This is a genomic window from Bradyrhizobium sp. HKCCYLRH3061, assembly GCF_051168015.1.
Classification (GTDB): domain Bacteria; phylum Pseudomonadota; class Alphaproteobacteria; order Rhizobiales; family Xanthobacteraceae; genus Bradyrhizobium.
The window spans coordinates 68,011-89,717 of record NZ_JBNPUE010000016.1 but is presented as its reverse complement, the minus strand read 5'-3'; the positions used below and the strand labels follow the sequence as shown (position 1 = coordinate 89,717).

The 21,707-nt window shown below is 64.9% G+C and carries 24 protein-coding genes and 1 tRNA gene; 17 read left to right on the top strand and 8 right to left on the bottom strand.

Features of this window, described 5'->3' with window-relative positions:
- Positions 1-89: 89 nt before the first annotated feature.
- The 3 genes from ACQR2C_RS24115 (at position 90) to ACQR2C_RS24105 (ending at position 1,207) form a co-directional block, all read left to right on the top strand.
- Positions 90-494 (top strand): TIGR02300 family protein, encoded by a 405-nt coding sequence (locus tag ACQR2C_RS24115; RefSeq protein ID WP_315805660.1) that lies wholly within the window; start codon positions 90-92, stop codon positions 492-494.
- Positions 495-575: 81 nt separating this feature from the next.
- Positions 576-651: transfer RNA gene (locus ACQR2C_RS24110), tRNA-Ala, on the top strand.
- A 304-nt stretch (positions 652-955) separates the two neighbouring features.
- Positions 956-1,207, top strand: a complete 252-nt coding sequence (locus tag ACQR2C_RS24105) for a GIY-YIG nuclease family protein (protein ID WP_434882286.1) — start codon at positions 956-958, stop codon at positions 1,205-1,207.
- 10 nt (positions 1,208-1,217) lie between these two features.
- Here the strand turns inward: ACQR2C_RS24105 and ACQR2C_RS24100 are convergent, their stop codons facing one another.
- Positions 1,218-1,679 carry a MarR family winged helix-turn-helix transcriptional regulator gene (locus ACQR2C_RS24100; protein ID WP_316239369.1) on the bottom strand — a complete coding sequence of 154 codons (462 nt, stop codon included), beginning with the start codon at positions 1,677-1,679 and terminating at the stop codon, positions 1,218-1,220.
- A gap of 166 nt (positions 1,680-1,845) precedes the next feature.
- On the opposite strand from ACQR2C_RS24100, the gene ACQR2C_RS24095 reads away from it, so the two are divergent.
- From ACQR2C_RS24095 to ACQR2C_RS24050, 10 genes are all read left to right on the top strand, one after another.
- The gene (locus tag ACQR2C_RS24095; RefSeq protein ID WP_315741241.1) at positions 1,846-2,271 is read left to right on the top strand and encodes an organic hydroperoxide resistance protein; all 426 of its coding nucleotides are present in this window, start codon (positions 1,846-1,848) and stop codon (positions 2,269-2,271) included.
- Positions 2,272-2,392: 121 nt separating this feature from the next.
- Positions 2,393-3,595 carry a CaiB/BaiF CoA transferase family protein gene (locus ACQR2C_RS24090; RefSeq protein WP_434882285.1) on the top strand — a complete coding sequence of 401 codons (1,203 nt, stop codon included), beginning with the start codon at positions 2,393-2,395 and terminating at the stop codon, positions 3,593-3,595.
- A gap of 211 nt (positions 3,596-3,806) precedes the next feature.
- Entirely contained in the window at positions 3,807-5,126 is a 1,320-nt protein-coding gene (gene ugpB, locus ACQR2C_RS24085) for a sn-glycerol-3-phosphate ABC transporter substrate-binding protein UgpB (protein ID WP_316178976.1), read from the top strand.
- Between the two features lie 49 nt (positions 5,127-5,175).
- A complete protein-coding gene (gene ugpA / locus ACQR2C_RS24080) occupies positions 5,176-6,057 on the top strand; it encodes a sn-glycerol-3-phosphate ABC transporter permease UgpA (RefSeq protein WP_315805654.1) in 882 nt (293 codons plus the stop codon).
- On the top strand, positions 6,057-6,905 hold the full coding sequence (gene ugpE / locus ACQR2C_RS24075; RefSeq protein ID WP_315805653.1) for a sn-glycerol-3-phosphate ABC transporter permease UgpE: 849 nt from the start codon (positions 6,057-6,059) through the stop codon (positions 6,903-6,905). The genes ugpA and ugpE overlap by 1 nt, the downstream gene beginning before the upstream one ends.
- Positions 6,906-7,043: 138 nt before the next feature.
- The gene (locus ACQR2C_RS24070; RefSeq protein ID WP_315805652.1) at positions 7,044-8,123 is read left to right on the top strand and encodes a sn-glycerol-3-phosphate import ATP-binding protein UgpC; all 1,080 of its coding nucleotides are present in this window, start codon (positions 7,044-7,046) and stop codon (positions 8,121-8,123) included.
- 134 nt (positions 8,124-8,257) lie between these two features.
- Complete coding sequence (locus ACQR2C_RS24065) at positions 8,258-8,683, top strand: Hsp20 family protein (RefSeq protein WP_006613108.1); 426 nt, start codon at positions 8,258-8,260, stop codon at positions 8,681-8,683.
- A gap of 58 nt (positions 8,684-8,741) precedes the next feature.
- Positions 8,742-9,005 (top strand): DUF1150 family protein, encoded by a 264-nt coding sequence (locus tag ACQR2C_RS24060; RefSeq protein WP_009026315.1) that lies wholly within the window; start codon positions 8,742-8,744, stop codon positions 9,003-9,005.
- Positions 9,006-9,149: 144 nt separating this feature from the next.
- Positions 9,150-9,656, top strand: coding sequence for a GNAT family N-acetyltransferase (locus ACQR2C_RS24055; protein WP_434882284.1), 507 nt, complete (start codon positions 9,150-9,152; stop codon positions 9,654-9,656).
- Between the two features lie 187 nt (positions 9,657-9,843).
- Entirely contained in the window at positions 9,844-10,848 is a 1,005-nt protein-coding gene (locus ACQR2C_RS24050) for a sulfotransferase domain-containing protein (RefSeq protein ID WP_434882283.1), read from the top strand.
- Here the strand turns inward: ACQR2C_RS24050 and ptsN are convergent.
- The 7 genes from ptsN to ACQR2C_RS24015 all read right to left on the bottom strand — a co-directional run bounded on the left by ptsN (position 10,809) and on the right by ACQR2C_RS24015 (position 17,652).
- The gene (gene ptsN, locus ACQR2C_RS24045; protein WP_315805649.1) at positions 10,809-11,270 is read right to left on the bottom strand and encodes a PTS IIA-like nitrogen regulatory protein PtsN; all 462 of its coding nucleotides are present in this window, start codon (positions 11,268-11,270) and stop codon (positions 10,809-10,811) included. The two genes, ACQR2C_RS24050 and ptsN, sit on opposite strands and share 40 nt — an antisense overlap.
- A gap of 328 nt (positions 11,271-11,598) precedes the next feature.
- Positions 11,599-12,201 carry a ribosome hibernation-promoting factor, HPF/YfiA family gene (hpf, locus tag ACQR2C_RS24040; protein ID WP_315741249.1) on the bottom strand — a complete coding sequence of 201 codons (603 nt, stop codon included), beginning with the start codon at positions 12,199-12,201 and terminating at the stop codon, positions 11,599-11,601.
- Positions 12,202-12,273: 72 nt separating this feature from the next.
- Positions 12,274-13,908: an RNA polymerase factor sigma-54 gene (gene rpoN, locus ACQR2C_RS24035; RefSeq protein ID WP_434882282.1), complete on the bottom strand. Its 1,635-nt coding sequence runs from the start codon at positions 13,906-13,908 to the stop codon at positions 12,274-12,276.
- Positions 13,909-14,117: 209 nt separating this feature from the next.
- Positions 14,118-15,131, bottom strand: coding sequence for an LPS export ABC transporter ATP-binding protein (lptB, locus tag ACQR2C_RS24030; RefSeq protein WP_434882281.1), 1,014 nt, complete (start codon positions 15,129-15,131; stop codon positions 14,118-14,120).
- 354 nt (positions 15,132-15,485) lie between these two features.
- Positions 15,486-16,172 carry an LptA/OstA family protein gene (locus tag ACQR2C_RS24025; RefSeq protein ID WP_434882280.1) on the bottom strand — a complete coding sequence of 229 codons (687 nt, stop codon included), beginning with the start codon at positions 16,170-16,172 and terminating at the stop codon, positions 15,486-15,488.
- Between the two features lie 4 nt (positions 16,173-16,176).
- Positions 16,177-16,878 carry an LPS export ABC transporter periplasmic protein LptC gene (lptC, locus tag ACQR2C_RS24020; RefSeq protein ID WP_316215388.1) on the bottom strand — a complete coding sequence of 234 codons (702 nt, stop codon included), beginning with the start codon at positions 16,876-16,878 and terminating at the stop codon, positions 16,177-16,179.
- Between the two features lie 159 nt (positions 16,879-17,037).
- Positions 17,038-17,652, bottom strand: a complete 615-nt coding sequence (locus ACQR2C_RS24015) for a ribonuclease D (protein WP_315805644.1) — start codon at positions 17,650-17,652, stop codon at positions 17,038-17,040.
- 460 nt (positions 17,653-18,112) lie between these two features.
- Here ACQR2C_RS24015 and ACQR2C_RS24010 point away from each other — a divergent pair, with 460 nt between their 5' ends.
- The 4 genes from ACQR2C_RS24010 to ACQR2C_RS23995 all read left to right on the top strand — a co-directional run bounded on the left by ACQR2C_RS24010 (position 18,113) and on the right by ACQR2C_RS23995 (position 21,580).
- On the top strand, positions 18,113-19,084 hold the full coding sequence (locus tag ACQR2C_RS24010) for a TRAP transporter substrate-binding protein (protein WP_316178966.1): 972 nt from the start codon (positions 18,113-18,115) through the stop codon (positions 19,082-19,084).
- Between the two features lie 110 nt (positions 19,085-19,194).
- Positions 19,195-19,740 carry a TRAP transporter small permease gene (locus tag ACQR2C_RS24005; RefSeq protein WP_434838710.1) on the top strand — a complete coding sequence of 182 codons (546 nt, stop codon included), beginning with the start codon at positions 19,195-19,197 and terminating at the stop codon, positions 19,738-19,740.
- Complete coding sequence (locus ACQR2C_RS24000) at positions 19,731-21,023, top strand: TRAP transporter large permease (RefSeq protein ID WP_434882279.1); 1,293 nt, start codon at positions 19,731-19,733, stop codon at positions 21,021-21,023. The genes ACQR2C_RS24005 and ACQR2C_RS24000 overlap by 10 nt, the downstream gene beginning before the upstream one ends.
- Positions 21,024-21,151: 128 nt before the next feature.
- The gene (locus tag ACQR2C_RS23995) at positions 21,152-21,580 is read left to right on the top strand and encodes a hypothetical protein (RefSeq protein WP_434882278.1); all 429 of its coding nucleotides are present in this window, start codon (positions 21,152-21,154) and stop codon (positions 21,578-21,580) included.
- Positions 21,581-21,707 lie beyond the last annotated feature (127 nt).

The following is a 21,707-nucleotide window of genomic DNA, read 5'->3' as shown; positions in this document are numbered from 1 at the left end:
TGATTTTCCCGTTGACAGCGCTATTGACAGCGGCGCGGCAACTAGCCAAGTGAGACACCGCTTTTCAGACATTGCCAGGACGCCTGCACGTGGCCAAATCCGAGCTCGGAACCAAACGCATTTGCCCGACCACGGGCAAAAAGTTCTATGACCTCAACAAGAACCCGGTGATTTCGCCCTACACCGGCGAGGTCGTGCCGATCGCGCCCGTGGCTCCGACCCGCGCCATGCGCGGCGAGGCTGCGCGTGCCGCTGCGGCGGCCGACGTGGTTGAGCCCGCCGAGGCCGAGGAGTTGGTGTCGCTCGAGGAGGCCGATGCCGAGGAGAACTCCGGCAAGGTCAAGGCCGTCGTTCCCGAATCGGAGGACGACATCGAGATCGACGAGACCCTCGACGATGACGAGGATGATGACTCGACCTTCATCGCCGACGAGGAAGAAGGCGACGAGGACGTGACCGACATCATCGGTGATGTCGGCGGCGACGAAGAATAATCGTCGAAGACACTTGAGATCAGCCGCGAACTGTGGTTCACGGTGCTCCCCGGCGGTCACCCAGACCGCCGGTTCGGTTCAGGGGCCATAGCTCAGCTGGGAGAGCGCTTGCATGGCATGCAAGAGGTCGGCGGTTCGATCCCGCCTGGCTCCACCACGCTTCGCCCTTCAGGCTACGCGTGGCGCAGCCACGACGGAGCCTGAAGGGCGAAGCGTGGTGCCCGGCGAAGCCCCTTGGCGAAGCCGGGCTACTCGGAAGCAAACTCTCTCCGAAAATCGTGGCACCTGGCGAAGCCCGGGCTCGACGAGATGCCGCCTCTCCATGCCCGCAGGCCTGCTGATCACGCTCAGGTCCGGCCTTCGAACTTAGCCAGCGTGTAACGCCTGACGCAGCTCGGCTGACAACTCCGTTATCCAACTGCAGAATGCGCGCCTGCGATCTTTCGCGGCGAGCCCCTCACATGTGGTACGTCTACATCATCCGTAGCGTCGCCTTTCCCAAGCAGGAATACATCGGCGCGACCGCGGATATCCGGCAGCGCCTCAAGGATCACAACGCCGGCCACTCAGCGCACACATCCAAGTTCATGCCGTGGACGCTCGTCTGGTACTGCGCCTTTCCGGACAAACACCGTGCCTTGGCCTTCGAGGCCTACTTGAAATCGCATTCCGGCCGGGCCTTCGCGAAGAAGCGCCTCCTCGGTCCGGTCTGAACGGCCATCCTCACCCCTCCGCCGCCGCATCGAGCCGCTCCCGCAGCTTCACCAGCTTGCCGTGCAGATCCGTGAGCTCCGCGATCGAGCATCCCGTTGCGTCCAGGATCGCCGGCGGCACGATCGCTCTTGCCTTGTCGCGCAGGCTCGCGCCCTGGCTCGTCAGGGTGACCAGCACCTGCCGTTCGTCCTCGGCCGACCGGGTCCGCTTCACCAGATGCGTAGCCTCCATCCGCTTCAGCAGCGGCGTCAGCGTGCCGGAATCGAGGAACAGGCGGGCGCCGATGTCCTTCACCGTCAGGCCGTCCTGCTCCCACAGCACCAGCATGACCAGATATTGCGGATAGGTCAGGCCCAGGCGGTCGAGCAGCGGCTTGTAGACGCGGTTGAAGGCGTGCGCGGTCGAATAGACGGCGAAGCAGAGCTGGTTGCCGAGCTGGAGCGGCACGTCTGCCGCGGACTTCTTTCGCATCGAGGTCACCACAGGTCGATCCTATCGGCATCTTGAGCCTGCACGCCTCGCATCGACAACGGGCCCGGCGCACCGATCACGAATTTTCTACCGAACAATTATATTGTGTACAATCTAATTGTGTGCAATATAGACTCACTGAATTCGTCCAACCAGGAGACACTCCATGTCCGTGAACGTGCTCTACAAGACCAGCGCCAAGGCCACCGGCGGCCGCGACGGCGAGGCGGCGACCCTCGACGGCTCGCTCAAGGTCAAGCTCTCCACCCCGAAGGAGCTCGGTGGCGGCGGCGGCGCCGGCAACAATCCCGAGCAGCTGTTCGCGGCCGGCTACGCCGCCTGCTTCATCGGCGCGATGAAGTTCGTCGGCTCGCAGGGCGGCCCGAAGGTTCCCGCCGACACGTCGGTGACCTCCACCGTCGGCATCGGGCCGCGCTCGGAAGGCGGCTTCGGCATCACCGTCGAGCTCGCCGTCTCTCTGCCCGGCCTCGCCAAGGCTGACGCCGAGGCGCTGGTCGCCAAGGCGCATGAGGTGTGCCCCTATTCCAACGCCACGCGCGGCAATGTCGACGTCAAGCTGACCGTCGTCTGAGCTTCAATTCCGTCGTGCGGCAGGACGGCCTCCGTTGTCCTGCCGCATGGCAGCCCCCGTTTGCGCCACCGCCGCAGCAATGCTTAATGATCGCGAGCTGAAACCAACCTCGCGACATCCGATGACACCTCAATTTGCTCCCGGCGCCATGGCCGGACTGCGCGTGATCGATCTGACGCGCGTGCTCGGCGGGCCCTATTGCACGCAGATCCTGGCCGATCACGGCGCCGACGTGATCAAGGTCGAGCCGCCGGCCGGCGACGAAGTGCGCGACTGGGGCCCTCCGTTCCACGACGAGGACGCCGCCTATTTCGTCGGGATCAACCGCAACAAGCGCTCGATCGGCCTCGATCTCGCGTCCGAGGGCGGACGCGTCGTGCTGATGCGGATGCTCGAGACCGCCGACGTGCTGATCGAGAACTTCAAGCCCGGCACCTTGGAGAAATGGGGCATCGGCAGCGACACGCTGCGCGAGACATTCCCCAAGCTGGTGCACTGCCGCATCTGCGGCTTTGGTGCGGACGGCCCGCGCGGCGGCAATCCCGGCTATGACGCGATCATCCAGGCGATGACCGGCATGATCGCCGCGACCGGATCGCCGCAAAGCGGGCCGATGCGGATCGGGGTGCCGCTGGTCGACATCACGACCGGCCTCTATGCCGCGATCGGCATCCTGATGGCGCTGTCGGAACGGCAGCGTTCTGGGCTCGGTCAGTTCCTCGAGGTCACGCTGTATGAGACCGGCCTCGCGATCATGCATCCGCATACCGCAAACTACTTCATGCATGGCAAGCCGCCGTCGCTGACCGGCAACGAGCATCCGAACCTCGTGCCCTATGCGATCTTCCCGACCAGGACCGACGACATCTTCATCGGCGTCGGCAATGACGGCACCTTCCGCAAGCTCGCCAAGGAAATCGGCCGGCCGGAACTCGGCACCGATCCGCGCTTCGCCCGCAACAAGGATCGCGTCGCCAATCGCGAGGCTCTGCGCGCCGAGCTCGCCGCCGTGTTCAGCCAATTCGAGGCGGAGCCGCTGTGCGACCGGCTGCTCGCAGCCGGCCTGCCGGCGGGACCCGTGCAGAAGATCGACCAGGCGTTGACCAATCCGCACACGATCCACCGCGGCGATGTCATCGAGAAGGACTGGTACAAGGGCGTCGCCTCGCCGATCCGGCTCGAACGCACCAAGCCGAGCCTGCGCTCCACCCCGCCGAAGTTCAGCCAGCATGCCCAGGAGGTGCTCAGCGAGTTCGGCTACTCGGAGCCCGAGATCCAGGCCCTGCTGTCCGAGGGCACCGTGTGCGCAGAGCGCAAGCGGTGAAGCGCCATCAGCCTGTCGTCTCGCAACGCGAGCGTCGCCTCGGGCATCGCCCGGGCGCCGCGCCGTCTCGCACAACTCGCGGCGTTGCGCCGCAAAGCCGCGACGAACGCGCTTTCCGCTGACGATCCAACCGGTTATACATTCACAAAACTGTCATCTCGCGCTGCTACGGCCGCGACGCCGATGACGTTCCATGGGAGGAATTTTTTTAATGTCACTTCGACAATTCTGGACAGCCGCCGCTGCGGCAGCCACGCTGGTCCTTGGCGCCGCCGCACCCGCACACGCGGTGACGGAGATTCAGTGGTGGCACGCGATGACCGGCGCCAACAACGACGTCATCGTCAAGCTCGCCAACGATTTCAACGCCTCGCAGACCGACTACAAGGTCGTTCCGACCTACAAGGGCAACTACGCCGACACGATGAATGCCGGCATCGCCGCGTTCCGCGCCGGCAATGCGCCGCATATCATGCAGGTGTTCGAGGTCGGCACTGCCACGATGATGGCCGCCACCGGCGCCGTGAAGCCGGTCTACAAGCTGATGCAGGACGCCGGCGAGAAGTTCGATCCCAAGAGCTACCTGCCGGCCATCACCGGCTACTATTCGACCTCGAAGGGCGAAATGCTGTCCTTCCCCTTCAACTCGTCCTCCACCGTCATGTGGGTCAATCTCGATGAGCTGAAGAAGGTCAACGCCGAGATCCCGAAGACCTGGCCCGAGCTGTTCGAGACCGCCAAGAAGCTCCATGCGGCCGGCCACCCGACCTGCGGCTTCTCCGGCTCGTGGGTGACATGGGTCAATCTCGAGCAGCTCTCCGCCTGGCACAACGTGCCGCTCGCCAGCAAGGCGAACGGTCTCGACGGCTTCGACACCGTGCTGGAGTTCAACGGTCCGCTGCAGGTCAAGCATCTCGAAAACCTGGTCGAGCTGCAGAAGGACAAGACCTATGACTACGCCGGCCGCACCAACACCGGCGAGGGCCGCTTCACCTCGGGCGAATGCCCGATCTACCTGACCTCGTCGGCGTTCTTCGGCAACGTCAAGGCGCAGGCGAAGTTCGCCTTCACCGCCGCGCCGATGCCGTATTACCCCGACGTGAAGGGCGCGCCGCAGAACTCGATCATCGGCGGCGCTTCGCTCTGGGTCATGGGCGGCAAGTCGGCCGATGAGTACAAGGGCGTCGCCAAGTTCCTGACCTTCCTCTCGGACACCGACCGCCAAGTCTACATCCACAAGGCGTCGGGCTATCTGCCGATCACCAAGGCCGCCTATGCCAAGGCCAAGGCCGAGGGCTTCTACAAGGATCAGCCCTATCTGGAGACCCCGCTGCTCGAGTTGACCAACAAGGAGCCGACCGAGAACTCCCGCGGCCTGCGCCTGGGCAACATGGTGCAGCTGCGTGACGTCTGGTCGGAGGAGATCGAGCAGGCTCTGGCCGGCAAGAAGACCGCCAAGCAGGCGCTGGACGCCGCCGTCGAGCGCGGCAACCAGATGCTGCGCCAGTTCGAAAAGACGGCCGTGAAATAAGGCCAAGAGCCGGCAGGCCACCCGCGGCCTGCCGGCTCGCCGACCGATCATGCAGAAGAACGCCATCTTCCAGTCAAAGCTGCTGCCGTTCGTGCTGGTCGCTCCCCAGCTCGCGATCGTGCTGATCTTCTTCTATTGGCCCGCCATCCAGGCCGTCATCCAGTCGTTCCTGCTGCAGGACGCGTTCGGCCTGTCCACGAGCTTCGTCTGGTTCGAGAACTACGCCGACCTGCTCAGCCAGCCGGACTATTTTGAAGCCATTCTCCGCACCTTCGGCTTCTCCTTCGCCATCGCATTCTCGTCGCTGTCGGTCGCGCTGCTGCTCGCGGTCATGGCGGACAAGCCGCTGCGCGGCGTGACGCTGTACCGGACGCTGCTGATCTGGCCCTATGCCGTGGCGCCGCCGGTGGTGGGCGTGCTCTGGATCTTCATGCTGCACCCCTCGCTCGGCGTGATCTCGCGCTATCTGCGCGCCATGGGCATCGACTGGAATCCGCTGCTCGACGGCGACCAGGCGGCGCTGCAGATCATCCTCGCGGCCGCCTGGAAGCAGATCTCCTACAACTTCCTGTTCTTCCTCGCCGGGCTGCAGAGCATCCCCAAGAGCGTGCTCGAAGCCGCCGCGATCGATGGCGCACGGCCGATGCGGCGGTTCTGGACCGTGACCTTCCCGCTGCTGTCGCCGACCATCTTCTTCCTGCTGGTGATCAACATCGTCTACGCCTTCTTCGAGACGTTCGGCATCATCGACACGATGACCCGCGGCGGTCCTGGCAAGTCCACCGAGACGCTGGTTTACAAGGTCTACACCGATGGCCTGCTCGGCGGCAATCTCGGCTCCTCGGCTGCACAATCCGTCGTTCTGATGGTCATCGTCATCGTGCTGACGGCGATCCAGTTCCGCTTCGTCGAGCGCAAGGTGACCTACTGATGGTCGAGCAAGAAGGCATTCGACGCTACGTCGCGCATGTCATCCTGTGGATCGGAATCGCGATCGTCGCGTTCCCGGTCTATCTCGCATTCGTCGCCTCGACGCAGGACAATGCGGTGATCGCCAACGGGCAGATGTCGCTGCTGCCGGGCGGGCACTTCCTGTCGACCTACTATCAGACGATCTTCGTCGGCACGAGCGGCTCGACCCGCGAGCCGGTTGCGACGATGCTTTTGAACTCGCTGGTCATGGCGCTCTCGATCGCCGTCGGCAAGATCGCGATCTCGATCATCTCGGCGTATGCGGTCGTCTACTTCCGCTTCCCGTTCCGCATGCCGATCTTCTGGCTCATCTTCATCACCCTGATGCTGCCGGTCGAGGTGCGCATCTATCCGACCTACAAGATCGTCGCCGACCTCCATATGCTCGACAGTTATGCGGGGCTCGCGCTGCCGCTGATCGCGTCCGCCACTGCGACGCTGCTGTTCCGCCAGTTCTTCATGACCGTGCCGGACGAGCTGCTGGAGGCGTCCCGCATCGACGGCGCCGGGCCGTTCCGCTTCTTCTGGGACACCCTGCTGCCGCTGTCGCGCACCAACATGGCGGCGCTATTCGTGATCCTGTTCATCCTCGGCTGGAATCAATATCTCTGGCCGCTGCTGATCACGACGCGCGACGACATGCAGACCATCCAGATCGGCATCCGCAAGATGATCACGACGACCGACGCGCTGACGGAGTGGCCGATCGTCATGGCGACCGCAGTGCTCGCGATGCTGCCGCCGGTGTTCGTCGTCGTCGTCATGCAGCGCCTGTTCGTCAAGGGGCTGGTGGAGACGGAAAAGTGAGGACGGCGAATAGGGAGTGGCGAATAGCGAATAGAGACATCCGGGCATCAGAAGCCGTTCGCCTTCCCCTCCTCGCCACTCCCCATTCGCCATTCGCCTGCCACCGCCCGCTGCTCAACCTCTACCGGTAATCAGTCCATGGCCAACGTCACCCTCCGCAACGTCCGCAAGGTCTACCAGGGCGGCTTCGAAGCCATCAAAGGCGTCGATATCGATGTCGGCGACGGTCAGTTCTGCGTGCTGGTCGGCCCGTCGGGCTGCGGCAAATCCACCCTGCTGCGGATGGTCGCGGGGCTCGAGACGATCACCTCGGGCGAGATCGACATCGGCGGCCGCATCGTCAATGCGATCGAGCCGGCCGATCGCGACATCGCGATGGTGTTCCAGAACTACGCGCTCTACCCGCATATGACCGTCTACAACAACATGGCCTACGGCCTGCGCAATCGCGGCATGGCCGAGAAGGAGATCAGGACGCGCGTCGAGGACGCCGCACGCATCCTCGAGCTCGGCACCATGCTCGAGCGGAAGCCGCGCCAGCTCTCCGGCGGCCAGCGCCAGCGCGTCGCGATGGGCCGCGCCATCGTGCGCCAGCCCAAGGTGTTCCTGTTCGACGAGCCGCTCTCCAACCTGGACGCCAAGCTGCGCATCGCGATGCGGGTCGAGATCCGCAAGCTGCAGCGCCGGCTCAACACCACCGCGATCTACGTCACCCACGACCAGCTCGAGGCGATGACGCTCGCCGACATCCTGGTGGTGATGAACGGCGGCAAGGTCGAGCAGATCGGCAATCCGCTCGAGATCTATCAGAAGCCCGCCACCACCTTCGTCGCATCGTTCATCGGCGCGCCGCCGATGAACCTGATGCCGGTCGATGGCCTCCGTCCCCAGTTGCACGGTGCCGACGCGGTTCCCGCCGATGCCGGCCAGCTCGGCATCCGCCCTGAAGATTTCGAGCTCGGCGACACCGTTCCGGCGGGCGGGGTCGGGCTCGACCTCCGCGTCGAAGCGATCGAGCACGTCGGCGCCGAAACCTATGTCTACGGCGCGCGCCAGGACGCCGGCAGCGACGACCGGCTCTCCGCCACCGCCAACGACATCATCGTGCGGCTGCCGGGCACGGCCGCGCCGGAGATCGGCGCGCGGATTCGCGCCGTGGCGCCGCGGGCCAAGCTGCACCTGTTCTCGGCCGACGGCCGGCAGCGGCTATCGGCTTAAGCCCTTCCACAGGCTGACCGTTCCGGCGCATTCGGGGTGCTTGAACGCACCCCGGATCGTGCCCATATTGCTGCTCAAGGGGTGCCGACAGGGCCCTGATACATCAAAGTCGCTTCGAGAGGACTTTGTAAACCATGTCTCGTGTTCCTTCGCTCTCCAGTCCGTTTCTGCTGGGCTTCGACGAGATCGAGCGCGTGCTCGACCGCGTCGTCAAAGGTGCCGACGGGTATCCGCCGTACAATATCGAGCGGTTCGAACGCACCAATGGCCAGCCCGAGCGTCTGCGGATCACGCTGGCGGTGGCGGGTTTCACCCGCGACCAACTCGATGTCACCATTGAGGAAAACCAGCTGGTCATCCGCGGCCGGCAGCAGGACGACAAGACCAGGCAATACATTCATCGCGGCATTGCCGCGCGCCACTTCCAGCGCACCTTCGTGCTGGCGGAGGGAATGCATGTGCTCGGTGCGGACCTGAAGAACGGGTTGTTGTCGGTCGATCTGGCCAGGCCGGAGCCTGAGCGGATCGTTAAGACAATAGCGATCAATGAACACGAATAATGGTTTGATGGAACGAGTAGCGGACTCGACCGCTTGAGTCTCAGAAGGAGTCGAGACCATGACTGAAGGTAATGTTGCGTCGGAATCCCCCGTCTCCCTGGAGTCGCTGGCTACCTTGGGCGAGGGCCACATTGCTTATGTGAAGCAGATCCGCTCCGAGGACGTACCGGGACTGTTTCCGCAGGCACCGCACATCGCGCCGGGACTGAAGCTGTTCGCCTTGCATGCCGCTGACGGCACGCCGATCATGCTCACCGACAGCCGCGAAGCCGCGATTGCGAATGCTTGGAGCCACGAACTCCAGGCCGTGAGCGTGCACTGACGCAAAGGCCGCGCCGCAGCGCCTGCGGCAACCGCGTCTCGTGAGACTTGATGCTCACGAGATCCATGTGGCTCACGCACTGACACGAGGGCGGTCCCCGGAAACGGGGGCGGCCCTTTTTTCTGCCCGGAGCGAGCGCCGCGCATGACGTTGCCGACAACACCCCTGAGCGCCGCAGAGCTGAGCGCAGATCGCGCGCTCGCGGACGCACTGCTCGCGCTCAACAATGCGCATGCTTCGGAGCTGTCCTGGCTCTCGCCCGATGCGCTGGTGCAGTTGGTCGATCGAGCCTGGCGCGCCCAGCGCGTTGGTTGGGCCGACGCGCTGGTGATCGCGCTGGATCACGCCGCCGCCTATGACAATCCGAATCACCGCTGGTTCCGGGCGCGCTACGATCGGTTCGTCTATGTCGACCGCATCGTGGTGGCGCCGGCCGCCCGCGGCCGGGGCCTGGCGCGGCAGCTCTATGAGGAGCTGATTCGGGAGGCGACCGCGGCGGGCCACGACCACATCGTCTGCGAGGTCAATCTGGATCCGCCCAATCCGCAGTCGGACGCGTTTCATGCTGCGCTCGGCTTCGCGCCGTTGGCGACGGCCGGCATCCATGGCGGCGCCAAGACGGTGCGCTACATGGCGAGATCGTTGCGATAGCCGGCGTCAGACGACGCGGCTGCTGAAAGCGCCTTTGAGAAATTTGTTTCCATCGATGTCTGGAACGGTCGATTTGACAACCAGATACAATCCAACCGGGTTTAAGGCGAAGGTGTCCAATCCTTAAGTTGTCCCCGTTGCGGCACGCGCTAGTCCGATGTGTGACGAGCATGTGTAGGGATGGCAAATGCATGGATCACGGCTTGATGCAGGCGGCGTCTATCGAGAGCTTGCACGCGGGACCCTCCCCAACCGGCACGTCTTTGTGGACAGTCCTCCGCCGGGACCGAGCCCTTACTACGTCATCTGCAACAGCGTGCCGAAAGCAGGAACGTACCTGCTGGTCGAACTCGTCAGAGCGCTGGGTGGTCACGTCGATGTCGGCTATCACACCTACACGTCATCGATCAGCAGGCTGAATCCCGACGGCTCGCTCGACTACGGACGCGCGCTCCCGGCGCCGCTCTGGGCGTCGGCCCTGAGTTCCGGCTACTCCTGCGCCTCGCACACCGAGTACTGTCCGTATCTCGAGCAATACCTGCTGGGCAGACCGGACCACAAGATACTGTTCATCGTCCGCGACCCCCGCGACATCGTCGTGAGCTGGGTCGACTTCGTCTACCATTCGGCGGCCTACCCGAAGATGCGGAAGTGGAACGCCTATCTGCGGGCGGCCGGATCGGCTGCTCACCCCGACGACGCCTCCCGAATCACGTCGACCCTCCTCTCTTTGCCCCGGTCCGGCATCAAGAACTTCATGAGCTGGCTGGACTCGCCGGCCTGCCTGACCGTGAGGTTCGAAGAGCTCTATGCAGAGCTCGCGGCCGACGATGTGGCGCGGTCGTCGTTTCCCGTCCTTCACGGCATCTGTGACTATTTGGGGCTGCCGCGGAAGACGGCCGCGGAGCTCGATGTGCTCGGCCGCGGTCTGACGTCGTCGGGACGGGGCCGGAAGGTCGGCATCTACAAGGAGCGAATGATGCCGCATCATTTCGACCTGCTCCGCAGCGAGGCCTTCCAGGAGCTCGTCGTCGAGTTCGGCTACGAGCCGACGCCGTTGCACCCACCCGCGCGGACGAGCGGGTTCAGTGCGGCGCGGAAGCTGGCCAGCAGGCTTTCCCGGTCCTTGCAGGGCGGCGGCGCGATACGACGTCAGGCCGCGGAGGCGGGCGGCAGCGCCAGCACCGAATAGATCGCCTGGGCGTCGCGCGAGGCACGGAGCTTCTTGGCGACATCCTGGTCGCGGAGCAGCCGGGCGATCCGCGCCAGGGCCTTCAGATGGTCGGCACCGGCGCCCTCCGGCGCCAGCAGCAGGAACACCAGATCGACCGGCTGGCCGTCCATGGCCTCGAAATCGATCGGCCGCTCCAGCCGGGCGAACAGGCCGAACAGCTTCTCCAGCTTCGGCAGCTTGCCGTGGGGAATCGCCACGCCATACCCGACGGCCGTGGTTCCGAGCTTCTCCCGCTGCAGCAGCACTTCGAAGATGTTGCGCTCGTTCTGCCCGGTCAGCGCAGCCGCGCGGGCGGCAAGCTCCTGCAGCGCCTGCTTCTTACTGATGACCTTCAAAGCCGGCACGATCGCCTCGGGTGCGACCAGATCGGTAATCGGCATAGGGCGTTCCGAGGTGATTGAACCGTCAGGGTGCGAAATAGGTCGGGACAGACCGGCGTCAAGAAGCTGAGGCGGCAGGCGGGCTTAACCCGTGTCCGATGGGTGGGGCTTCTACCCCAACGCAACGGCCGTGCCAACACCCGCAAGCGTGTTCCCGCAGCCTATCCTTAAAGATCGCCGGAGCGTGGCGGCCTGAAGGCGCCAGCGCCCCAACCGCTTGGTCGCATCCCTTCATTGCCGTGGCGTGACGTCGCAACCCGTCCGCCAACCGCCTGATCGGGAACCGGTTTTCGCGCCGCCAGGAGATCCCTGGAACGCATCCGCGTGACTACGGTTTCACCGCCGGTGGATCGACCCAGCCGATATTGCCGTCGGCGCGGCGGTAGATGATGTTCACCCGGCCGCTGGAGCCATGCTGAAACACCATGCAGGGCGCCCCCGAAAGATCGAGCTCCATGACCGCTTCCGACACCGACAGCCGCTTCAGCGCCGTGGTGTTCTCGGCAATGATCACCGGACTGTAGCCAGTGATCTCCTCGTCGCCCTCGGCCGGCGCCTCGATCACGTAGCTCGGCGCATCCAGCACCGCGCCGTCGAGATTGGCGAGCGCCGCATTGGCCGCATGGGATTTGCGCCCCGAGCGGTCCTTCAGCCGGCTCTTGTAGCGGCGCAGGCGCTTCTCGATCATCAGGAGCGCCTGGTCGGCGCTGGCATAGGCGTCCGGCGCATTCGATTCGGCCTCGAGCGTGATGCCGGAATCGAGGTGCAGGGCGCAATCGGTCTTGAACCCGAAACCGTCCTTGGAGAGCGTGACATGGCCGGAATAGTTGCCGTCGAAGTATTTTCGCAAGACTTCGTCGGTGCGCTCGCTGACGCGCCCACGCAGCGCTTCGCTGACGCTGATGCTCTTTCCGGAAATCCGCAGGGTCATGTGTCGCCTCGATTCATGTGAACCAAGTGTGACACTAAGCCTATTTGGTTAAGGCGCAATCGCGGGGCACGGTCAAACTGACGCGGCATCCCGGGTGCGGTCGGCGCTGGCGGGGGCCGACAGGGCATGCGCCAGCATGCTCTGCTTGTCGCGGCGGCGCTGCACCGAGGACGGGATCCGCATCGCCTCCCGGTATTTCGCGACCGTGCGGCGGGCGATGTCGATGCCGGCGGTCCGCAGCTTCTCGACGATGGTGTCGTCGGAGAGAATTGCGGAGGGATCTTCCGCATCGATCAGCTGCTTGATGTGATGGCGCACGGCTTCCGCCGAGTGCGCCTCGCCGCCATCGGCCGATGCGATCGAGGCGGTGAAGAAATATTTCAGCTCGAACGTGCCGCGATTGGTCGCCATGTATTTGTTGGCGGTGACGCGCGAAACCGTCGATTCATGCATCTGGATCGCATCCGCAACGGCCTTCAAGTTGAGCGGCCGCAGATGCGCGACGCCGTGGGTGAAGAAGCCGTCCTGCTGGCGCACGATTTCGGTCGCGACCTTCAGGATCGTGCGGGCGCGCTGATCGAGCGCGCGCACCAGCCACGTCGCGTTCTGCAGGCAGTCGGTGAAGTAGGACTTGTCGCCGTCCTTGCGGATCGTCTTCGACAGCTCGGAGTAATAGTGCTGGTTCACCAGGACGCGCGGCAGCGTGTCGCTGTTGAGCTCGACCAGCCAGCCGCCGTCGGGACCCGGGCGGACGTAGACGTCGGGCACCATGGTCTGTGTGCGCGTGGTGCCGAACTTCAGCCCCGGCTTCGGATCGAGCCTGCGGATCTCGCCGATCATGTCGACGAGGTCCTCGTCGTCGACGCCGCACAGCTTGCGAAGGGCGACGAAGTCGCGCTTGGCCAGGAGATCGAGGTGCTCGACGAGCGCCTGCATCGCCGGATCGTAGCGGTCGAGCTCACGCAGCTGGATCGCGAGACATTCGCTCAAATTGCGGGCGCAGATGCCGGGCGGATCGAACGTCTGCAGCACGCCGAGCACGGCATCGACGTCGGCCTGCTCGGCGCCGAGCCGGTCGGCGGCCTGGCCGAGATCGGCGGGCAGATAGCCGGCCTCGTCGACGAGATCGATCAGGTACTGGCCGATCATGCGGTCGGCCGGCGCGGTGAAGGCCACCGCCGCCTGCTCGGCGAGATGATCCGACAGCGTGGTCTCGGCCGCGACGAAGGCTTCGAGATTGTAGTCCTCATCACCGGAGGCACCACCGCCCCATTCGGTGTAGGTGGTCGGCGCGGCGTCCTGCGCGGTCCGCGCGGCCGCTTCGGCGGGCTCTTCGGAGAACACATTCTCGAGCCCGGAATCGAGCGTCTGTTCGATCTCCGTACGGGTGCCGAGATCGCGGCTCATCCAGTCGTCCTGGGCGCCCTCGAAGCTCTCGCCGCCGCTCGCGCCCTCGCCGAAATCGTCGCCGCCGGCCTCGCCACCTTCCGAGAACTCGGCCCGCTCGGACATCTGCTGCTCGCCGACGACCGGCGCTTCCGGACCGTCGCTCGCGCGCTCCAGCAGCGGGTTGCGCTCCAGCTCCTCTTCGACAAACGTGGAGAGGTCGAGATTGGACAGTTGCAGCAGCTTGATCGCCTGCATCAGCTGCGGCGTCATCACCAGCGACTGCGACTGGCGGAATTCTAATCTCTGCGTCAACGCCATGGGAGCAAGAACATTCCCTTACTGGTCCAATTCTTGCTTATCCTAATCCGCGCGCGATGTACACGGCTTGACGAATAAGAAAAAGGGAGTATGGCGCGCGGAAGACGAGGTTACCGGCCCTCGCAAAGCAGTTGGAAACAGCGGTATTCGCAGCGTTTGCGTGACCTGTCCGGTGTCCGACAAAGCGGACAAACAGCGCGTCGGCAACCCTACAGCCGGAATTCCTCACCGAGATACAGCCGGCGCACGTCGGGATCGGCGACGATCTCCTCCGGGCTGCCTTCGGTGAGAATCTGCCCCGCGTACACGATGTAGGCGCGGTCGGTGAGGCCGAGCGTTTCGCGGACATTGTGGTCGGTGATGAGCACGCCGATGCCGCGATTGGTGAGATGGCGCACCAGCTGCTGGATGTCGCCGACCGCGATCGGGTCGATGCCGGCAAACGGCTCGTCGAGCAGCATGTAGTTCGGGCGCGTGGCCAGCGCGCGCGCGATCTCGACGCGGCGGCGCTCGCCGCCGGACAGCGCGATCGACGGCGACTTGCGCAGCCGCGTGATGGTGAATTCTTCCAGCAGCGCGTCGAGCTCGCGCTCGCGCTTCTTGCGCGAGGGCTCGACGACCTCGAGCACGGCGCGGATGTTCTGCTCGACAGTGAGGCCGCGGAAGATCGAGGCCTCCTGCGGCAGGTAGCCGATGCCGAGCCGCGCGCGCTGATACATCGGCAGCCGCGTCACGTCATGGCCATCGAGCTCGATGGCGCCGCGATCGGCCTTGATCAGGCCGGTGATCATGTAGAACACGGTGGTCTTGCCCGCGCCGTTCGGCCCAAGCAGCCCGACCGCCTCGCCACGGCGGACATAGATCGAGACGCCGCGCACGACCTGGCGGCTGCCAAAGCTCTTCTCGATCGAATGCACGGCCAGGAAGCCCGGCCGGCGCAGCAATTGCGGGCCACCGCCTGCGCCATTGTTGCGCGGCTTGGCCGGTGCCGGCTGTGAGGCCGGCCGCTTGCGCTGGATCTGCTCGGTGTTCTGCGGCGAGCGCGGATTGATGCGTGGCACCGTTTCATCGCGCACGGAGTCGGCGAGCGCGGCGAGCGGATCATCGCTGTAGGAATTGCCGAACGGATCGTCCATGGCCGTGATGTCGTCGCGCCGGCGCGCCGAGCCTCGCTGGCCGCGCTTGGCGGGACGCCCACGAAACATGCCGAGTAGATCCACCATCCCCGCTTCGCTTACGCCCTTCGAGGCTGCCCGTCACCGACCGCAGCGCTGGCTCGCCCGCTCACCGCGAGCGAACGCATCTCACCTCTCTCGCGGATCACAGGGAGCGCGAGGCCGGCCAAAGCGCGGCAGGCCGCGCTTCGGAGTTTGTCGTCTGACGGCGAAGTCGCAGTCGCCATGCTGGCGACCGATCGCAAGATCGCAATCGTGTCCGGCATCACTCTTTCGCAGCCATGCAACGGGCTCCACGGCCTCCCGTTACATCGGTCCTGCGACAGAACCGCCCACGCGCTAGATAGAGGCAGCAGCGGCGCGGTTCAACTGGGCCGCCAGCGTTTTGCTAAATAATTGAAGTCACTTCGTTTTGCCTGGACCGAGCTGCAGCGGCCCGGCGCTGCCCGGAGCCGAGGCGGTCGATGGACCGCAGCCGCCGCCCGCGCCAGCGCCGGCCTGCGGCAGCAGCACCTGCACGCCGCGCCCGCTGTCGGATTCGACCCGCGACACCCCGGTGGTCATGTCCACCGTCAGGCGGTCGCCACGCATCACGTTCTTGCACTGGGTCAGCACCACGCCGCCCTGCATCGAGATCATGTTGGTCTTGGTGTCGTAGACTGCGGTCTCGCCAGTCACGACCTGGTCCTTCTGGGTCACCTTGACGTCGCCGCGCGCCTCCAACCGGCGAATCGCCGAGCTGCCGTCCGGCCCAGGCGTCGCGGCCGGCGTGGCCTTGGTCGACTTGGCGCCGCCCGGCTGGGCGCCGCCGTCGTAGAACACCACCAGCGACTTCGAGGTCATGGTGGTATCGCCCTGCACGACCTTGACGTTGCCGGTGAAGGTCGCCTCCTTCTTCTTGTCGCGCATCTCGAGCGCAGCGGCCTCGATCTGGATCGGCTGGTCGCGGTTCTGCGAAAATCCCTGCAGCGCGTTCGGCACCCCGGTGGTCGCGCTCTGCGCCTGCAGCGGATCGGCGAACGCGATCAGCGCCAGCGCACCGAACGAGGCGCCGCGCCGGACCGCGGCAATCAAACGATACGTCGTCATGAGCTCACTTCACGTTGCGGGCCGGACGGCCGGGATCGGCGCTCGCGGTCGTGGCCGGAGCGGCATTCATGTTGTCGAGGTTCATCATCACGTTGCCCTCGAAGCGGATGACCTCGCCATTGTCGGTGATGCGCAGGCGGTCGGCGGAAAGCGTCCCGTTGGTGAGCTTGACGTCGACGCGCTCGTCCGAGCTCACGGTGCCCTTGGCCATGTCGACCGAGGCCCGGCTCAGCCGCGCCTCGTAGCCCGTCGACGTCGTCAGCAGGATGTCCTTCTTCAGCTCGAGCTGCTGCTGCTTGGTGTCGAACACGCCGGTATTGGCCTTCAACGTCACCGTCGACTGATCCTCCATCAGCACCTTGGCGCGGAGGATGTTGAGCTCAACGTGATCGGGATCGGTGAGGTCCTGCACCGCGCTCCGGGCGACGAGATCATAGGGCCGCTGGTCCGGCGTGAAGCCGGTCAGATGCGGCGTCTCCATCGTGATCTTGCGGCCGGAAATGACGAGGTTGCCGGTGAGATTGGGGGTGTTGATCTCCATGTGGAACGGATTGAACAGCGCGATGCCGATCACGACCGCCATCGCCAGTCCGACCGCCGCCGGCACCGCGACCCGCAGCACGCGCACGAAACGGCTGTGGCGCGCCGCGACCGCAAAGCGCGCCTGCAGGGTGGGATCATAGGCGGGGTTGTGGACCGAGTTCACCAGGGCTCCGACGGACACGGGATGCGCGTGAAACAGCGCCCATCCTACCATGGGGGGCCCCACCATTGCAGCCTGGAACTGGCGCGAAATCGCGACGCAAGGGCCTCGCGATCATTACGAGACATTAATGATCGTGAACACGTCTGCGATTCGCCCCCGTCAGGAATGCGCGAAGATGTCCTCGGCCTCGAATCCGCCCAGATCGAGGGTGGCCCGGTGGGGCAGGAACGCGAAGCAGGCCTGCGCCAGCGCCAGCCGCCCTTCGCGCGCGAGCATCACGTCGAGCTTCTCGCGCAGCGCATGCAGGTGCAGCACGTCGGAGGCGGCATAAGCGAGCTGCGGCTCGCTGAGCGTATCGGCGCCCCAATCGCTCGACTGCTGCTGCTTGGAGAGATCGACATTGAGCAGCTCGCGCACGAGATCCTTGAGGCCGTGGCGGTCGGTATAGGTGCGCGCCAGCCGCGAGGCGATCTTGGTGCAGTACACCGGCTGCGGCATCACCCCGAACGCGTGAAACAGCGCCGCGACGTCGAAGCGCGCGAAGTGGAAGATCTTGGTGATGTCCGGGTTGCCGAGCAGCGCCTTCAGGTTCGGCGCGTCGGTGTGCCCCTTCGGGATCTGCACCACGTCGGCCGAGCCGTCGCCGGGCGACAGCTGCACCACGCACAGCCGGTCGCGGTGCGGATTGAGCCCCATCGTCTCGGTGTCGATCGCGACCGACGAGGTGTAGCGGGAAAGATCGGGCAGGTCGCCGCGGTGCAGGCGTACGGTCATGGCTCTCAAAACCTCGGTCGAATCGAAATCGGACGCGACGGGCCGGAGCAACGCCGCGGGAAGCGCTCGGGAACCGGCTGTAGCCCGGCGCTGGTAACCAACCGGCAAACGCGCCGAGCCGGTCTGGTGATCAGCCGTGGGAATGCCAGCCCCGCCGCCCCGGCGCAAGGGCCGGACGGGCCAGGTGATCGCATCCGATGTGACGCCGGCAGGTCTGGCGCGGCCGTTCGAGGCGACTCCCTCCTCATGAGGCGGTCGAGCCGCCGGTTGCATCGCGCCAGATCGCACCCCGTCGATCGATGCAAGTCTTGCATTGATCGATGCCGCCTTTGGCTTGGACAGAAAATGCCACTGGCCGTACGCGTGATATTGTCGCATGACTTCGCATCTGAAGTGCAGCGACCCAAGGCGGCCGCAGCATCTGCCGACAACGACATAATCACATGAGGAGGAAGCCAAGATGAAGGCGCTTACAGGTATCATTGCGGCCGCTGTGCTGGCGGTCTCGTCGCCCTTGGCGACCGCGCGCGATTTCCGCTCCGCCGACGTGCACCCCGCCGACTATCCGACGGTCGAAGCCGTCAAGTTCATGGGCAAGCAGCTCGCTGCCGCGAGCGGCGGCAAGCTCGGCGTCAAGGTGTTTCCGAACGGCGCCCTCGGCTCCGAGAAGGACACGATCGAGCAGCTCAAGATCGGCGCGCTCGACATGATGCGGATCAACTCCTCGCCGCTGAACAATTTCGTGCCCGAGACCGTCGCGCTGTGCCTGCCCTTCGTGTTCCGCGACACGCAGCACATGCGCACCGTGCTCGATGGTCCGATCGGCGACGAGATCCTGGCCGCCATGGAGCCCGCGGGCCTGATCGGCCTCGCTTATTACGACAGCGGCGCGCGCTCGATCTACACGGTCAAGGCGCCGGTCAAGTCGCTCGCCGACCTCAAGGGCCTGAAGATCCGCGTCCAGCAGTCCGACCTCTGGGTCGGCATGATCCAGAGCCTCGGCGCGAACCCGACACCGATGCCCTATGGCGAAGTCTACACCGCGCTGAAGACCGGCCTCGTCGACGCCGCCGAGAACAACTGGCCGTCCTACGAATCCTCGCGCCATTTCGAGGCCGCCAAGTTCTACAACGTCACCGAGCACTCGCTGGCGCCCGAAGTCCTCGTGATGTCCAAGAAGGTCTGGGACACCCTGAGCAAGGAGGACCAGGCGATGATCCGCAAGGCGGCAAAGGACTCCGTGCCGGTCATGCGCAAGCTGTGGGACGAGCGCGAGCAGACCTCCCGCAAGGCCGTCGAGGCCGCCGGCGTCCAGGTCGTGACGATCGCCAACAAGCAGGAATTCGTCGACGCGATGAAGCCGGTCTATCAGAAGTTCGCCGGCGACGAGAAGCTCTCGAGCCTCGTCAAGCGCATCCAGGATACGAAGTAAGAGTAGCGACGTAGCAATCGCGACTTCAAAGACACCTACCAAGAACAATAATCACACGGTCCGGCGCCGCCATCAGGCGGCGCCGGAGGAAAGCCAGGGGAGGGACGGGAATGACAGACCCACATGTCGGCGACCACGAGCATGGGGAGGGACGCCCGTCACGCGGCCCGCTGACGCGGATCAACGCCGTCATCGCGCGGCTGGGCATGTATCTGTCCGTCGCCGGCCTGCTCGTCATCGTCACCATCGTGTTCTACCAGGTGTTCGGCCGCTACGTGCTCAACTCCAGCCCGACCTGGACCGAGAACCTGGCGCTGGTCCTGATCCTCTATGTCACCTTGATCGGCGGCGCCGTCGGCGTCCGCGACGCCGGACATATCGGCATGGATAGTCTCCTCGTGATGCTGCCGGACTCGACGCGCGAGAAGATCGAGATCGTGATTCACGTGCTGGTCGCCCTGTTCGGCATCGCCATGGCCTACAACGGCTGGATCCTCGGCGCCTCCGTCGGCACCGTGAAGATCGCCAATCTCGGCCTGCCCGAGCTCGTCCGCTACGTCCCGCTGGTCGTCTCCGGGCTCCTGATCGTCTCCTTCTCGATCGAGCACATCATTGCTCTCCTGCGCGGTGAAGAGGTCATCCCGTCATGGAACTGATCATTCTCGGCGTCACGTTCTTCGGCTTTCTCATCCTCGGCGTTCCCGTCGCCTTCGCCATCGGCCTCTCCGCGATCTGCACCATTCTGTATGAAGGCCTGCCGGTCGCCGTCATCTTCCAGCAGATGATGTCGGGGATGAACATCTTCTCGTTCCTGGCCATCCCGTTCTTCGTCTTCAGCGGCGAGCTGATGCTGCATGGCGGCGTCGCCGACAAGATCGTGCAGCTCGCCAAGAACCTCGTCGGCCACATCCGCGGCGGGCTCGGCATGTCCAACGTCGTCGCCTGCACCTTGTTCGGCGGCGTCTCCGGCTCGCCGGTCGCCGACGTCTCCGCGATGGGCGCGGTGATGATCCCGATGATGAAGAAGGAAGGGTTCGACACCGACTACGCCGTCAACGTCACCACCCACGCCTCGCTGGTCGGCGCGCTGATGCCGACCAGTCACAACATGATCATCTATGCGCTCGCCGCCGGCGGCAAGGTGTCGATCGGCGCCCTGATTGCCGCCGGTCTCCTGCCGGCGCTGGTGCTGATGGTCTGCATGCTGGTCGCCGCCTACGCGGTCGCCGTGAAGCGCGGCTATCCCGCGGGCAAGTTTCCCGGCTGGGCGGAAGTCTTCCGCTCGTTCGCGGCGGCACTCCCTGGCCTCTTGATCGTCGGCATCATCCTGACGGGCATCCTGTCCGGCGTCTTCACCGCAACCGAATCCGCGGCCGTCGCGGTGACCTACACGATCCTGCTGACGTTCTTCATCTACCGCACAATGACCCTGGGCAACTTCCTGCGCGCCGCCGCCAAGGCGGTCAAGACCACCGGCGTGGTGCTGCTGCTGATCGGCGTCTCCACCATGTTCCAGTACCTGATGGGACTCTACGAGGTCGCCGATTTCGCCGGCGACCTGATGAGCAAGGTCTCGACGCAGCCCTGGATGATCTTCCTCTTGATCAACGTCATCCTGTTCCTGCTCGGCACCTTCATGGACATGGCGGCGACCATCCTGATCTGCACGCCCATCTTCCTGCCGATCGCGATGAAGGCCGGCATGGATCCGGTGCAGTTCGGCATGCTGATGCTGATCAACTGCGCGCTCGGCCTCAACACCCCGCCGGTCGGCACCACGCAGTTCGTCGGCTGCGCCATCGGCGGCATCTCGGTCGGCGCCGTCATGCGCACCATCCTGCCGTTCTACGCCGCCCTGATCGCCGCCCTGATGTTCGTGACCTACGTGCCGGCCTTCTCGCTCTGGCTGCCGCGGCTGTTGATGGGGTATAAGGGATAGCCGTCCCGAGGATCGCCGGCTTCGGCCGGCGATCCTCCGCCCGCATCCCGATGCGTTCGGCCTCGACCTGCCGCGACTGCTCGCGGTACACTCGACACCTGTCGCCACAGCAATCCGCGTGAGCGAGGATGGCCGCACTCTCGCATTTCCTGAATCTCGATCTGGCGTTGAAGTCGACATTCGACTTCACGCCGCTGATCGCGCATCTGGATCAGAGCGTGTACATTCTGCATCATGCGGAGCATGAGCGGGAGTTTCTGTTGGTCCTGGAGATCAACACGACAGAATCCCCCGATCCGACCACATGCACCGAGCAATTCCTGACGCTGATCGAATCGCTGCTCCAACCCGCGAGGGCGCTGTGGAACGGCTGCACGTCGCGCACCTTTTCCTACGGCTTCGAGGGCGGCCGCGAATTCCCCGCGCTTGAGACCACGATCTCCGCCGACCTGCTGCTGCGCATCGCAACGCTCGGCGCAGCCATCGGCATCACGGTGTATCCTTTTCGCAAGTCCCGCGGTCCCGAAGGCAAGGACCAACCGGATTCGCTCCCCTGACGGTCAGATCGCAAACTCGGCAACGAGGTCCGTGCTGCCGGCAAGAGCGGCAGGATCGTCTGCTCGATCGACACCGGCGAATATTCAGACGACTATCCAGATCTGGACTGGGCTGCCCCGCAGAGCG